Source organism: Streptomyces antnestii (genome assembly GCF_004005495.1).
GTDB classification, from domain to species: Bacteria; Actinomycetota; Actinomycetes; order Streptomycetales; family Streptomycetaceae; genus Streptomyces; species Streptomyces antnestii.
Window position 1 is genome coordinate 330,984 of the sequence record NZ_RZYA01000002.1, and the last position, 14,220, is coordinate 345,203.

Below are 14,220 nucleotides of genomic sequence, written 5' to 3' on the forward strand. Positions count from 1 at the left end.
ATCCGACAAGGAGCCCCTCATGTCACGTGGTTGGCGTTTCGCCGGGCCGGCCCTCGCGGCCGTGCTCATAGGAACGAGTACCGGCATCACCGCTCCAACGGCATGGGCCGCACCGGCCCGTGACCACGGTGGCCCCTCGCTCAAGGCCGCCACCTCGTACTACGTGGATCCGCAGGGCAGCGACAGCGCGGACGGCCGCACGCCGGCCACCGCCTGGAAGACGCTGAGCAAGGTCAACGCCCAGACGTTCAAGGCCGGTGACACCGTCAGCTTCAAGGCGGGCGGCGCGTGGACAGGGCAGTTGACCCCGCACGGCTCCGGGACCGCGTCGAGCCCGGTCACCCTCACGTCCTACGGGACGGGCGCCAGACCCCGGATCGACGGCGGCGGTTCGGTGGACGCGGCGATCAAGATCGCCGACCTGCACGACGTCGTCGTGGACGGCTTCGAGGTCACCAACACCGGATCCGGCACCACACCCCGCATCGGCATCGGCGTGAGCGCCACCGACAAGGGAGCCGTCCCGGGCATCACCGTCCGCAACAACCAGGTGCACGCCATCCAGGGCGCGGCCTCCGGCAGCCAGGCGTCCAACCCCTCCGCCGGCGGCATCATCGTCAGCGCCCTCGGCAAGCAGACGCCCACCTACTACGACAACCTGCGGATCGAGGACAACGAGGTCTTCGACAGCCGGTCCTACGGCATCGTCACCTGGTCGCAGTGGATGCAGAGGGAGGGCTGGAACAGCCTCTGGGCCGACCTCATGGGCATCCCCGACGCGGACTACCGGCCCTGGACGCCGAGCACCGGCGTGGTCGTCGACGGCAACACCGTCCACGACATCTCCGCGGGCGGCATCACCGTGATGCAGGCCCAGGGCGCCAGGATCGAGCACAACCGCGTGGACAAGACCGCGCAGAACCACGGCAACGTCGGCATCTGGTGGGCCGGCGCCGACGACACGATGGTGCAGTACAACGACGTGTCCGGCACGAAGTACTGGGGCGTCGCCAGCGACGGCACCGCGTTCGACGCCGACGCGTCCGTGCACCGCAGCATCGTCCAGCACAACTTCAGCCACGACAACGAGGGCGGCTTCTTCATCGCCGTCTCGACGGCCTCCGCACCCGCCGAGGCGAAGATCCGCTACAACGTGAGCCAGGGCGACGCCAACCAGGTCTTCGCGCTGTCGACCAACGCCAAGAACATCGACATCTACAACAACACCATCTGGGTGCCGCTGACCCCGTTCATCGCCAACCACCCCGACCGGGCGTCCTTCAGCCTCGTCAAGGTGTGGAACAGCACGGTGAAGGACGTCAGGTTCCGCAACAACGTGATCTACAACGGCGCGAAGCTGCCGTACAACGACCAGTCCGTGGTCACCTACGACCGTAACCTCTACCAGGACGGCCCCGTGCCGTCCGCGGACAAGGCGGCCCTCACCGGTGACTCGAAACTGACCTCCCCCGGCACCGCCAAGTCGATCGCGGACCTGTCCGGTTACGTGCCGTCGGCGAACTCCCCGGCGATCGCCGCGGGCCTCGACATCGCGAACGACGGAGGCCGGGACACCGTCGACACCAAGCTGCCGTCCGGCATGCCCGACCTCGGCGGTCTCCAGCGTGCCGGCGGTCCGGGCCGCGACGAGGCGGCGCCGACCGCCACCACCACGTTCGGCGACGGCCAGTCGACGTCGCCCGCCGCGCTCACCGACGGCTCCGACTACACCAGTTGGGCGAGCCCCAGCTCCGGCGTCACCTACCCGGGCACCATCACCCTGAACTTCCCGAGCGACCGCACGGTCTCCGAGGTCGTCCTGGCCACCCACTTCGGCCAGGGACAGGGCATCACGAAGGCCGACGTCCAGACGTGGAACGGCTCCTCGTGGGTCACCCGGGCCACCGACGCACAGATCACCTGGACGAGCAACTCCGCGACCGTCGAACGGCAGTCGGTACGCCTGCCGAGCGCCGTCTCCACCACCGGCCTGCGCCTCGTCGTGAAGTCCGCCAACCACACGTGGGGCAACCTCTCGGTCAACGAGATCACCACCCGCTGACGTCCCTCCGGGGATTCGGCGCCACGCCCCCGATGGGTGCAATGAATCGCGTCCGGGGCGCGGTGGGGGTCTGATGGGTCCGGCAAGTACCGTCATCCCACTTGAGGAGAAGAATGCGTATCCGGACCTTTATCGCCGCCACCGCCCTGGGCGCCGCCGCCATCCTCGCGGGAGCCGGCGCGGCCAGCGCCGACAGTGACGCGGACGGCTACGCCGTCGGCTCGCCGGGCATCATCTCCGGCAACAACATCCAGGTACCGATCGACCTGGACGCCAATGTCTGCGGCAACACGATCAACGTCATCGGGCTGCTGAACCCCGCGGCAGCCAACTTCTGCGCCAACAAGTGATCTGACGCAGAGCACCACGGCTGGGCCCGTCCGGAATCCCCGGACGGGCCCGGTCCTGTTCCGGCGCCGCACATCCGCAGGGGGAGCGCCGCACCCGTGCCGCACGCGTCGCGCACCCGCCGCCTCCTGCCTAGGCTCGAAGTACCGAGTGGCACTGTCGAGGACGGACGTCATGGCCGGCACGGTGGCGGGCTTTCCCTTCGTCTGGCGCGACGACGTGCTGGGCGAGGTCCAGGCCGTGCTCGCGGGAGCGGCGGCCGGGCACGGCGGACTCGTCACCCTCGTCGGGGCGGCGGGCGCCGGCAAGACCCGTACCGCTGAGGCCGCCGCGCGGGCCGACGGGTTCCGGGTGCTGTGGACCTGGTGCCCGCCCGGCACGGCGGGCACCGCCTTCCGGCCCTGGACCCGGCTGCTGCGTGAACTCGTCGCCGACGACGTGCGGTGCGGCCGGCTCCTGAGCGCGTCACCGCCCTTGCGGGCCCTGGTGTCCGGCACGTCCGCGGGACCGCCGCACGGCACGGACCCCGAGGCGGAGCGGCTGCGGCTCGCGGACGACGTCGCCGAGGTGCTGGCCGTCGTGGCGGGACACCGGCCCCTGCTGCTGGTCCTGGACGACGTGCACGCCGCCGCCGCCTCGCTGAGCCTGCTGATGGAGACCGTGGACGCGGCCCGCACCGCCCCGGTCGTCCTCTTGGCCACGGCACGTGACGACGCCGTCGCGTGGCAGGACCGCACCTGGGCGCGGGCCCAGTTGCTGGTCACCGCCCGCCTTTCGCTGGCCGCCGGGCTCGTCGAGCCGGAGGAGGACCGGATCGCCCTCGCCGAGGAAGCGGTCCGCACCGCCCGCGAGGTCCACGACCCCGCGACCCTCGGCCCGGCCCTCGCGGCCCTGTGCGACGCCAGGGCGGGCCCCGACCACTGCCGCCAGCGGCTCGCCTGGTCCACAGAGATCGTCGCCCTGGCACGCGAACTGCCCGATCCGGTCCTCGAACTCCTGGGCCGGCGCCTGAGGCTCCTGGCCCTCACCGAGACCGGCGCCTTCGCGGAGGCCGACGCCGAGGCCACCGCGTACGAGGGAGTGGCCCGGCTGCTCAGGCGGCCGCTGTGGCGCGGCGCCCGGTCGTTGCGCGAGGGCAGGTACGAGGACTGCGCGGCGGCGATCGGCGAGGTGGAGGCCCTGGGACGTGAGGCGGACAGCGCGAACGCGCGGATACTCGCCGGCACGCAGACCTGGTGCCTGTTCACGGAGACGGGCGACCCCGAGGCGGGGCAGCGGGTGCGGGAGACGGTGCCGGTCCCGGAGACGTTTCCGCACCTGTGGGCCAGGGTCTCGCTGGGGCTTGTCGCGGCACAGTTCGGCCGCCTGGACGAGGCGGCGAAGCGCCTGACCGCGGTGGCGCCCCGGCTGGGCGGAGCGCCGCGGGACAGCGAGTGGCTTCCCATGATGGCGCAGGCCGCGGAGACCGTCGGCATGCTCGGCACCCACCCCTGCGCACCCCTCCTGTACGACGCACTCGTCCCCTACGCCCCGCTCTTCGCCGTCGAGGGCATCGGCGCGGCCGTACGCGGACCGGTCGACCGGCACCTCGCGCTCCTCGCCTCCGCGATGGGGCGCGAGGGCGACGCCGGAGTTCCGGACGGGCTCCGTGCCCGACGGACTCTTCACCGACGACGTGTTCTGCGACCTGAGTCTGGCGCAGTGGCGGATCCAGACGAGCGGCCGCGACGAGCTGGCCACGCTCCGCCGCACCAGCCACCCCCAGATCGGCACCGTTCCCCGCCACCGCGTCTCCGTCACGGACACCGGGCTCGTCATCGAGTTCGAGGAGAGCTGGGAGGACGGCGGCGGCGACTGGTACTGCCGCGAGATGCTGCGCGCCGACGTGCGCGACGGCGCGATGAGCGACGTGTCCGTCTACTGCACGGGCGACTGGTCCCCGGACGTACAGGCGGCCCACCGCAAGGAGGTGACCCTGCTGCGTCCGTGACCGGAAGTCCGCGTTGTCAGACCCCTCTGCGATGGTGTCGGTACGGGGGGTGGCGTGACGAGCCGCCCCCGCCGGGCACGGGAGGGGGCATGGTGGAAGGACTCGCCGAGCTGTGGGAGGCGGTCATGGACGACGAGCCCGCCGAGGCACGGGAGTTGGTCTCGGAGGGGGTCGATCCATGGCGGCCCCTGTACGGGGGCTGGTCGCCCGGCAGGCTCAGCCTCGCCGGGCCGACGCCTGATCTGTTCACGCGGCCCGCGGGTGAACGCGGGCTGACCGAGGAGGAGTTCGCGACGGTCCGCGAGGGCCGACGCCTCGTAGCCGCGCTGGGAACGTTCCACCACGACGGCACGGGACTCGCCTGCGTGTCCGGGATCGACGCGCAGGAGGCGGTCCGCCGCCTGGCGGCAACGCCCGCCGGCCCGGAGGACCTGGACGAACTCCTGGAAGACCCGTACGCGCTCGACATGGACGAGAGCCTGCACATCGTCGGCGTGACCACGGTGCCCGGCGGGTGCGTGGTCACCCAGCCGTGGGGATACGCGCCCCAGATGCCGGGCGTCCTGACCACGCTGTCCGCAGGCACATACGCCTACGGCCTGTACGCCAACCCCAAGAGCGGCAACCAGGGAAGCATCGCCCGCGACGGACACATCGAAGGCTCGGACCTCCACCCGGGCGGGGCGCCGGACCGTGACGACACACCGGAGGAAGTCCTGGCCTCCTACCTGTACCGGTACAACGCGGTGGCGTACGCGTGCGCCTACGCGGGGCTGCGCCCGACCGACGCGCGCGCGGTCACCGGGCCACCGGACGTGTGGGTCGAGCTGCCCCGCCGTGACTACTGGGCCATCAGTCGAAGAGGTCCGGCTGCTCCTCGGTGATCTGGTCCCACAGCGGCCTGAGCTGGAACCAGCCCGCCAGCGGAGTGCCGATCTGCTCGCGCACCTGGAGCGCCGTGTCGCGGTCGATCGGGTACGGGGTGCCGGCCGCCATGGCCAGGAGCTGCGCCTGGCAGGAGCGCTCCATGGTGATGAACCACCAGGCGGCCTCGGCCACGGTCGCGCCGACCGTCAGCAGTCCGTGGTTGGCGAGGATGACGGCCTTGTTCGGGCCGAGCGCCGTGCCGATCCGCCGGCCTTCCTCCGTGTCGTTGACGACCCCGCGGAAGTCCTCGTAGAGCCCGTGGTCCTCGAAGAACGCGCAGGCGTCCTGCGTGAGCGGGTCGAGGCGGCGGCGCAGCGTCGAGAAGGCCTTGCCGTGCACGGAGTGGGCGTGGGCCGCGGCGACGGCGTCCGGGCGGGCCTTGTGCACCTCGGAGTGGATGCAGAAGGCGGCGCGGTTGACGGGCTGGTCGCCCTCGACGACGTTGCCCTCGTGGTCGACCAGGACGAGGTCGGAGACCTTGATCTGGGTGAAGCTCATGCCGAAGGGATTGACCCAGAACCAGTGCGGGTTCTCCGGGTCGCGTGCCGTGATGTGTCCCGCCACCCCTTCGGAGAAGCCGAACTTGCCGAACAGGCGGAACGCCGCGGCGAGTTCCTGCTTGCGATGCAGCCGCTCCTCCTCCAACGAGTGGAAGACCGGAGGGACCTTCGCCTTGAATCCCGGCGGTACGGGCCCGACGCCGGTGTGGGGTGTCCGTGTCGCAGTGGACGTGTCCATCGACTGTCTCCTCGCGAGCGTGAGAATCGGATACAGGTCTGTATCCGATACGGCCCTGTATCGTGATGCGGGTCTCATCGACGTGTCAACGGCCAGGGAGGGACCAGTTGCCGAAAGGGCTCACCAAGCGGCGCCCCCAGACGACCGCGCGGCTGCTCGAAGCCGCGCAGGAGACGTTCGCGGAACGCGGCTTCTACGGATCCTCGATCGAGGTCATCAGCGAGCGGGCGGGGCTGACCCGAGGGGCGTTCTACTCCAACTTCCGCAACAAGGAAGAGCTGTTCTTCGCCCTGTTCGACCTGCACGCGCAGCGTGTCGTCGACCGGCTCGACCAGGCCGTCGGTGAACTGGACGCCTCGGACGACCCCGTGCGGGCACTGTTCGCGCGCGCGGTCACCGTCGACGCGGCCGAGCGCCGCTGGTACCTGCTGTCCACCGAGTTCACGCTGCACGCCATCAGGCACCCCGAGACCGCCCGCCTGCTGGCCGAGCGGGACCGCGCGCTGCGGGAACAGATCGTCGGGATACTCGCGCGCCTCTTCGCGCGCATCGGACGCCGGCCCACCGCGGACCTGGACTCCCTCGCCCGGCTCACCACGGCCGTCTACGAGGGATCCCTGGCTCAAAGCCTCGTGGAACCCGGCGAGTTGGCGCCCGAGGAGCTGGCGGTCACGTATCTGCCGCCACTGTTCGACGCGGTCTCGGAGCCGGTGGCTCCGGGGGAGGACGCGGAGCAGGCGTAACCTCGCCCCTCACGGAGCGAGGCCGAGCCGCCGCATGGTGTCCCGTGTCAGCGAATCTGATCCGGCGTCACCGTCAGCCACCGCTTGTCCGCCGTGACCTTCCGCCCGAGTTCCTTCTGCCGCTGCGCGCCCGCGGCCTTCATGCCGTCGATCTCCTTCATGTAGCTGTCCTTGCGGTTGACCCACACCCGCACCCCGCCGTGCGTCACATCCGTCGACCGCAGCAGCATCGGACCGTCGCTCTTCGGGGTGTCACCGGCGGCCAGGACGGGCTTCTGCCAGGCGTCGATGTACGTACTGATGGCTGCGGGCTTGCCCTCGTACCAGGTGGCCGGCGCCCAGAGGGTCGGCGTCAGTTCGTGGTCGGCGAGCTTCCCCTGGTCGTAGTGTCCGGCGGCGATCTCCTTGCGGGCGCTGGTCACTTCGCCGGTCTTGCGGTCCTTGAGGAGGGCGGAGACGCCGAGCACGTTCTCGGGCCGCACGTCGTAGCCGTACTTCGGGTCCGCGAGCACCATGCGGACGAGATCCTCGCTCGCGGCGCTCACGACGTAGACCCTGATGCCGTGCTCGTCCAGCGCGTGGTAGAGCTCCCGCATGCCCGTGGAGAACTGCGGCGGCTTCACCCCGCCCGGCAGCGGCTTGTCATAGGCGAGCAACTCGTCCACGTACCCCTTGAGTTGCCTCAGGGTGAACCCGGAGAAGATCTGCGCGGCCCACGGGTAGGAGACCTGGTCGTCGATGTCGCACAGGCGGGCGTAGTACTCGGTCAGCGTCTCCTTGTGCGTGGCCGTGTCCTTGAAGGGGATGATCTTCAGGGAGGGATCCATGGTGTCGCGCGTGAGGACGCCCTTCATCTCCAGGAAGGGAAGCAGCGACTCCTCCAGGTCGTTGCGGTACGAGGTGTTGTCCGCGTCGAACACGGCGTAGGCGCCCTGGTGGTCGTGGTCGGCGATGACCTCCGCCAGCTTCTTCGCCACCGGCGCCGGCCAGTGCTTCAGCTCCGCGGCCACCGCGCGCTGCCGCGCCCCGTCCGCCGCCGCCGTGGCCTCGGTGTCCGGCCACAGGGCGCCCGCGGCGAACACGGCACCGGTGAGAGCGCCCACCGCGCCGAGCAGAACGGCCTTCTTACGCATCGGGTGTCTGTTCACGGCGCGCAATGATAGGCCGAGCCACCCGGATCGCCCATGATCGAAATCATGGAGTGGGGCGGCGGGACCGGGGTAGGCAGGGCTTCAGCGCTTGCGGTAAGGCCCGACTGAAGGGGACGGTGGGCGCGATGACTTCAGCGTGGAAGTGGGACGAGACCCTGTTCGCCGGGACGTCCCCCTACTACCGGCGCGGGCGGTTGCCGTACGCCGCCGGACTGGCGGACGAGCTGGCCGGAATGCTGGAACTCGACGGGCGCGGACGGCTCGTCGACGTCGGATGCGGGCCGGGCACCCTCGCCCTGAGCCTTGCGCACCTGTTCGGCGAGGTCGTCGGTGTGGACCCGGACGAGGGGATGATCGCCGAGGCCACCCGCGAAGCGGCCGCACAGGGTGTGAGCGGGAAGACGCGCTGGGTTCGAGCCCGCGCCGAGCAACTGCCGTCGGATCTCGGCACCTTCGACATCGCGACCTTCGGACAGTCCTTCCACTGGATGGACCGCGAGCTGGTGGCCGCGACCACCCGGGACATGCTCCGGCCGGGCGGCGCGCTCGTGCACATCACCGACCTGAGCACGGCGACCCCCACGGCCGCTGGCCTCCAGTACCCCGGTGTGCCCGGCGCGGCGGTCGACGCGCTGGTGAAGCGTTACTTGGGACCGGTGCGCCGGGCCGGGCAGGGCGTGTTGCCGCACGGAACGCCCGGCGGCGAGGCCGAGGTGTACCGGCGGGCGGGCTTCTTCGGTCCCGAGCACCGGGTCGTTCCCGCCGGACAGGCGCTGGAGCGCACGGTCGACGACGTCGTGGCAGGGGTGTTCTCCAGGTCGTTCTCGGCCCCGCACCTGTTCGGTGCGCGGCGCGGCGCGTTCGAGGTGGACCTGCGGAGACTGCTGCGGGAGGCTTCGGCGACGGGCCGGTTCTCCGAACTCCAGCCGGACACCGAGGTCTTCGTCTGGTGGAAGGATCCCCGGTGACGGGTCGGCGTCCGCGGGACTTTCGCCACGCGCCCTAGGGCGTGTTTCGAAAGTCCCGCCTGCCCCGCGGCGTCTGGCACGCACTCCCCCACTCTCGGCTTCGCTCGAGCGGGGGGACCCCCATGCGGCGTTGCCGGAACGTCCGAGTGGCTCCGCCACTAGGACGCTCCGGCGCCTTGCGATCGCACGCACCAGACGCCGCGGGGCCCGCCCTCCGGGCGGACGACGCTACTTTCGAAACACGCCCTAGGGCCTCTCGTTTGGATCAGGCCGGATCAGGGAGCGGGGCCTGGTGCCGTGCATCGCAAGGCGGAGGAAGGAGCCCACGGAGCGTCGGCGACTGACGACAACGCCGCGAGGTGCGGTGCCAGGCCCCGCGAGCCTGGCCTGATCCAAACGCGAGGCCCTAGTCCTGCGGCCCCTGCACCGCGCGTCGCATGAGGGCGAGGAACTGGTCCCGTTCGGCGGGGGTGAAGTGGGTCAGGATCTGCTCGCTGACGCCGACGACGGCGGAGGCGAGAGCCGTGGCCAGGTCGTGGCCGGCCCCGGTGATCGTGACGAGCTTGCGGCGCCGGTCCTTGTCGTCCTTGGTGAGCTCGACGAGGCCGCGCCGCTTGAGGCGTTCGAGGAGCGGCGCCGCGGTCGACTTGTCGAGACTTGCGAGGGTGCCGAGCGTGCCCTGGTCCATCGGGCCGTGCATCTGGAGCAGTCCGAGGACCGTGAACTGCGGGCCGGTCAGGTCCTGATGCACCTGCTCGTGCCACAGGCGGGTGTGGAGCTGGCCGAGCTGGCGCACCAGGGGGCCGAGGCCGTCGAGCGCCGCGTGCACGGCGGGCGAGGCGCCGGGTGCGGCGCCGTGTGGGGTGCCGGGTGTGGCAGGGGCTGTAGGTGCGGCGCCCGGTGCTGCGGGGGCCGGGTCGTCGTGTCCGTTCATCGCTCGGCGCTGCTCCCTCGGGATTGATTAGGACGTACACGTACTATACCCTCGGCCGAAATAGGGCGTGTACGTCCTTCTTGGGTTTCGGGCGTGTGGACGCGGGACGGAGGTGCGGCGTGCGGCTTGTCGTCGCGATGACGGGAGCGACCGGGGCGCCGTTCGGTGTACGGCTCCTTGAGGTGCTGGCGGAGCTGGGCGTGGAGACACACCTGGTCGTCAGCCGGTGGGCGCGGGCCACGCTCGCCCAGGAGACCGGGCGCAGCGTGCGTGAGGTGCAGGCGATGGCGTCGGTGTGCCACAGCCCCGACGACCAGGGGGCGTCGGTCTCCAGCGGGTCGTTCCGCGTGGACGGCATGGTCGTCGTGCCGTGCAGCATGAAGACGCTGGCCGCCATCCGCACCGGCTGCGGGGACGGCCTGATCGGGCGTGCGGCCGACGTGATGCTCAAGGAGCGGCGCCGCCTCGTCCTCGTGGCGCGCGAGACCCCGCTCTCCGCCGTGCACCTGGAGAACATGCTCGAACTGACCCGCATGGGCGCCACCGTCATGCCACCGGTCCCCGCCTTCTACAACCACCCCGCCACCATCGCCGACCTCGTCGACCACATCGTGGCGCGCGTCCTCGACCAGTTCGGCCTGGACATGCCCGCCGCCAAGCGCTGGCAGGGCATGGGGCCGACCGCTCCGAGCGGCGGGCGCGCCGGCGGCGGCGTCAGGGACGACGTCCGCATCTGAGGCACCTCGCCGGCCACCCCCACCCTCACCCCTCACGACAGCAGAACAGGACTCGCCATGACTCAACGCGGCAGCGCGCTCAACTTCCGTGACTTCGTACAGGAGTTGCTCGACACCGGTGACGCGGTCGACATCCGGAAGGCCGTCAGCCCCACCCTCGAAGCCGGTGCCGTCACCCGCCGTGTCTACGAAACCCGCGGCCCCGCCCCGCTGTTCGGCAACCTCACCGAGGGAGACCCGGGATTCCGGATCCTCGGCGCGCCCGCCGGACTGAGCCCCGTCAAGGACGGCACCTACGGACGGATCGCCGCACACTTCGGACTGCCCCGCGACACCACACCCCGCGCCCTGCTGGAACACCTCGTCGCCGCCATGCACGCCGACCCCGTCGCCCCACGCGTCGTGGAAACCGGTCCCTGCAAGGAGAACGTGCTGCGCGGACCCGACGTCGACCTGCACCGCCTCCCCGTACCCCTGCTGCACGAACAGGACGGCGGCCGTTACCTCGGCACGTACGGATTCCACGTGGTGCGCACCCCCGACGGGCAGTGGACGAGCTGGTCCGTCGCCCGCACCATGCTGAACGGCCGGAACACCCTGGTCGGTCCGGCCATGCCGCAGCAGCACATCGGCATGATCCACCGGATGTGGCGGGAGAAGGGCGAGCCCACCCCCTGGGCCATGGTGCTCGGCGCCCCGCCCGCCGCGCTCGCCGCCGCGGGCATGCCGCTGCCCGCCGAGGTCGACGAGGACGGTTACGTGGGCGCGCTGACCGGCAGCCCCGTCGAGGTGGTCCGTACCGAGACGAACGGCCTGTACGTACCCGCCTGTTCGGAGATCGTCCTGGAGGGCTGGATCAGCCCCGACGAGACCGCCCCCGAAGGACCGATGGGGGAGTACCACGGCTACGCCTTCTCCGGCAGCAAGCCGCAGCCCGTCTTCCACGTCGAGGCGGTGACCTACCGCGACGACGCCGTCCTGCCCATCTGCGTGGCAGGTGTGCCGCCGGAGGAGAACCACACCATCTGGGGCACCATGATCTCGGCCGCCTCCCTGGACGTCCTGCGCTCGGCCGGCCTGCCGGTCACCATGGCCTGGTGTTCGTACGAGGCCGCGACCTGCTGGATCGCCGTGGCGATCGACACCCGGCGTCTGGCGGGGACGGGCATGGGGGAGAAGGAGCTGGCGGACGCGGTGGCCGGCGTTCTCTTCGGCTCGCACACGGGGTGGCTCGTGCCCAAGGTCGTGCTGGTCGCCGACGACATCGACATCACCGACATCGACCAGCTGGTGTGGGCGATGGCCACGCGCTACCACCCCGGCACCGGTGAGTACGTCTACCCCGACGCGCCGGGCATCCCCATGGTCCCGTACCTCACCGGCGAAGAGGTGCGCACGGGCAGGGGAGGCAAGTCCGTCATGAGCTGTCTGCTGCCCGCGCAGTTCGAGGGCCGCGCCCCGGGCGTCACCGCCTCGTTCGCCAACTCGTTCCCGGACGACGTACGCCGGCGGGTGCTCGGGAACTGGGCGGAGTACGGGTTCCCCGAAGCGGGGTGAAGGCCCGTGGCGTTCAGCCCACGTGGACTCGGGGACGGCGGGAGCGGTCGGGTTCGGCCTCGCGCAGGACCTCGCGGGTGACGGGGGCCACCTCGCCCTGGCCGAAGAGGAAGAAGCGCAGGAAGTTGGTGAACGGATTGCCTTCCGTCCACTCGAAGTAGATGTGCGGATTCTGCCCGGTGATGTCACGGACGTGAAGGAGCAGGGCGGCCAGGGCGTTGGGGATGGAGGAACCCTCCAGCGTCAGGACCCGGTAGCGGCCGTGCAGCACCTCGCCGCGGACGTTCAGGCCCCCCTCGAACTCCGACGGGTCGAGCACCGTGACCTCGACGAAGACAAAGTCCTCCTGGACCGGGACGTCGTTGTCGTGGCGGATCTGGTCGATTTTCTCGCGGTACTCGGCGATGTCCCGCTTGTCGGGTTCGTTGGCGACGAAGCGGATTCGGCGGCTCGCGATGTCGCGTACGAAGCGCTCCGCGAGGTCGTCCAGGGTCACGCTCGTGACGCGCAGTTCGAAGGCGCGGGCGAGTCGTGAGGCGAGCGAGACGAGGATGATGCCGGCGATGAAGCAGGCACCGATCTTCACGCCGTCGGGGCGCTCGATCACGTTCACGACCGTGGTGTAGAGGAACACCGCGGAGATGACGGCGAACCCGATGGTCCAGTTGCGCTGGCGGGCCTTGTGCGCGGCGATGGTGACGGCGATGGCCGCCGAGCTGATCAGGACCAGGACGCCGGTGGCGTAGGCGCCGCCCTGCTTGTCGACATTGGCGTCGAAGATCCACGTCACCAGGAACGCGACCAGGATGAAGACGATCACCATGGGGCGCACGGCGCGCGCCCAGTGCGGGGCCATGCCGTACCGCGGCAGGTAGCGGGGCATCAGGTTGAGGAGCCCGGCCATGGCGGAGGCGCCGGCGAACCACAGGATCGCGATGGTCGAGACGTCGTAGACCGTACCGAAGGTGCTGCCGAGGTACTCGTGGGCCAGATAGGCGAGCGCCCTGCCGTTGGCCTGGCCGCCCGTCTTGAACTCCTTCTCCGGGATGAGCAGCGTGGTGATGAAGCTGGTGCAGACGAGGAACACGCTCATGATCACCGCGGCGGTCGTCAGCAGCTTCTTGGCGCCCCGGATACGGCCCTTCGGGCTCGCCTCGGTGTCGTCGGGGTCGCCCTTCACATGGGGCATGACCGCCACGCCGGTCTCGAAGCCGGAGAGGCCGAGCGCCAGCTTGGGGAAGACGAGCAGCGCGACTCCGATCATGGCGAAAGCGTTGCCGTGCTCGGTGGTGAGCGCCGTGGTCCAGTCGGTGATCACATGGCCCTTAGTGACGACGTGCCAGAGCCCGGTCACCACCACCACGGCGTTGAGCGCCAGATAGATGCCGACGAGGACGAAAGCGACGCCGATGGCCTCCAGGAACCCCTTGAGGAACACCGCGCCGAGCAGGGCGACCAGGCCCAGCGTGATGACCATCTGACTGTTGTGCAGGGCGTCGGCCAGATGGGGGTTCTCCACGAGGTGGGTGGAGGCGTCCGCCGCCGACAGCGTGATGGTGATGAGGAAGTCGGTGGCGGCGAAGCCCAGCAGGGTGAGGACGAACAGCTTGCCCTTCCAGAAGGACAGCAGCCGCTCCAGCATCGCGATCGAACCCTCGCCGTGCGGGCTCTCCTCGGCGACCCGGCGGTACACCGGCAGAGCGCCCACCAGGGTGACGATCACCAGCACGATGGTGGCCACCGGCGACAGCAGGCCGGCCGCGAGGGCGGCGATGCCGGGCTGGTAGCCGAGGGTCGAGAAGTAGTCGACGCCCGTCAGGCACATCACGCGCCACCAGGGCTGCCCGCCGTGGGGCGGCTCCGACGGGGCGTGCGGTCCGTGGGGCTCGCCCTTGGCCATGTCGGACAGGCCCTCGAGCATCCACGCGCGCAGGCGACTCGTACGGGCCTGGTCTCCGCTGGCCATCGACGTACTCCTGACATGCTGCCGAGCCCGGGATTCCGGCCGTCACCCGGACACACCACTCGTCCGTGCCGCCCATTGTCACCACCGGTGGACGGATCG

11 protein-coding genes are annotated in these 14,220 nt (G+C 70.6%); 7 read left to right on the plus strand and 4 right to left on the minus strand.

Annotation, left to right across the window (positions count from 1 at the left end; all coding sequences use genetic code 11):
• The first annotated feature begins 19 nt into the window (after positions 1–19).
• The 3 genes from EOT10_RS06230 to EOT10_RS42845 all read left to right on the plus strand — a co-directional run bounded on the left by EOT10_RS06230 (position 20) and on the right by EOT10_RS42845 (position 5,284).
• Positions 20–2,062 carry a right-handed parallel beta-helix repeat-containing protein gene (locus EOT10_RS06230; protein WP_127827035.1) on the plus strand — a complete coding sequence of 681 codons (2,043 nt, stop codon included), beginning with the start codon at positions 20–22 and terminating at the stop codon, positions 2,060–2,062.
• A 113-nt stretch (positions 2,063–2,175) separates the two neighbouring features.
• Positions 2,176–2,412: a chaplin gene (locus EOT10_RS06235; protein ID WP_127827036.1), complete on the plus strand. Its 237-nt coding sequence runs from the start codon at positions 2,176–2,178 to the stop codon at positions 2,410–2,412.
• A gap of 172 nt (positions 2,413–2,584) precedes the next feature.
• Positions 2,585–5,284 (plus strand): AAA family ATPase, encoded by a 2,700-nt coding sequence (locus EOT10_RS42845; RefSeq protein ID WP_189491258.1) that lies wholly within the window; start codon positions 2,585–2,587, stop codon positions 5,282–5,284.
• Here EOT10_RS42845 and EOT10_RS06255 read toward each other — a convergent pair.
• The gene (locus tag EOT10_RS06255; RefSeq protein WP_127827037.1) at positions 5,253–6,065 is read right to left on the minus strand and encodes a class II aldolase/adducin family protein; all 813 of its coding nucleotides are present in this window, start codon (positions 6,063–6,065) and stop codon (positions 5,253–5,255) included. The genes EOT10_RS42845 and EOT10_RS06255 overlap by 32 nt on opposite strands.
• A gap of 107 nt (positions 6,066–6,172) precedes the next feature.
• On the opposite strand from EOT10_RS06255, the gene EOT10_RS06260 reads away from it, so the two are divergent.
• Positions 6,173–6,808 (plus strand): TetR/AcrR family transcriptional regulator, encoded by a 636-nt coding sequence (locus EOT10_RS06260; protein WP_127827038.1) that lies wholly within the window; start codon positions 6,173–6,175, stop codon positions 6,806–6,808.
• Positions 6,809–6,855: 47 nt separating this feature from the next.
• Here EOT10_RS06260 and EOT10_RS06265 read toward each other — a convergent pair whose 3' ends face one another.
• Positions 6,856–7,956, minus strand: coding sequence for an HAD family hydrolase (locus EOT10_RS06265; protein ID WP_317617334.1), 1,101 nt, complete (start codon positions 7,954–7,956; stop codon positions 6,856–6,858).
• Between the two features lie 128 nt (positions 7,957–8,084).
• Between EOT10_RS06265 and EOT10_RS06270 the strand changes: the two genes are divergently transcribed.
• A complete protein-coding gene (locus tag EOT10_RS06270; protein ID WP_127827039.1) occupies positions 8,085–8,927 on the plus strand; it encodes a class I SAM-dependent methyltransferase in 843 nt (280 codons plus the stop codon).
• A 406-nt stretch (positions 8,928–9,333) separates the two neighbouring features.
• Here EOT10_RS06270 and EOT10_RS06280 read toward each other — a convergent pair whose 3' ends face one another.
• On the minus strand, positions 9,334–9,861 hold the full coding sequence (locus EOT10_RS06280; RefSeq protein WP_127827040.1) for a MarR family winged helix-turn-helix transcriptional regulator: 528 nt from the start codon (positions 9,859–9,861) through the stop codon (positions 9,334–9,336).
• A 119-nt stretch (positions 9,862–9,980) separates the two neighbouring features.
• Here EOT10_RS06280 and EOT10_RS06285 point away from each other — a divergent pair, with 119 nt between their 5' ends.
• Positions 9,981–10,598 carry a non-oxidative hydroxyarylic acid decarboxylases subunit B gene (locus EOT10_RS06285; RefSeq protein ID WP_262985398.1) on the plus strand — a complete coding sequence of 206 codons (618 nt, stop codon included), beginning with the start codon at positions 9,981–9,983 and terminating at the stop codon, positions 10,596–10,598.
• Between the two features lie 57 nt (positions 10,599–10,655).
• Positions 10,656–12,155 (plus strand): UbiD family decarboxylase, encoded by a 1,500-nt coding sequence (locus EOT10_RS06290; RefSeq protein ID WP_127827041.1) that lies wholly within the window; start codon positions 10,656–10,658, stop codon positions 12,153–12,155.
• A 13-nt stretch (positions 12,156–12,168) separates the two neighbouring features.
• Here EOT10_RS06290 and EOT10_RS06295 read toward each other — a convergent pair whose 3' ends face one another.
• Entirely contained in the window at positions 12,169–14,121 is a 1,953-nt protein-coding gene (locus tag EOT10_RS06295) for an APC family permease (protein WP_127827042.1), read from the minus strand.
• Positions 14,122–14,220: the final 99 nt, after the last annotated feature.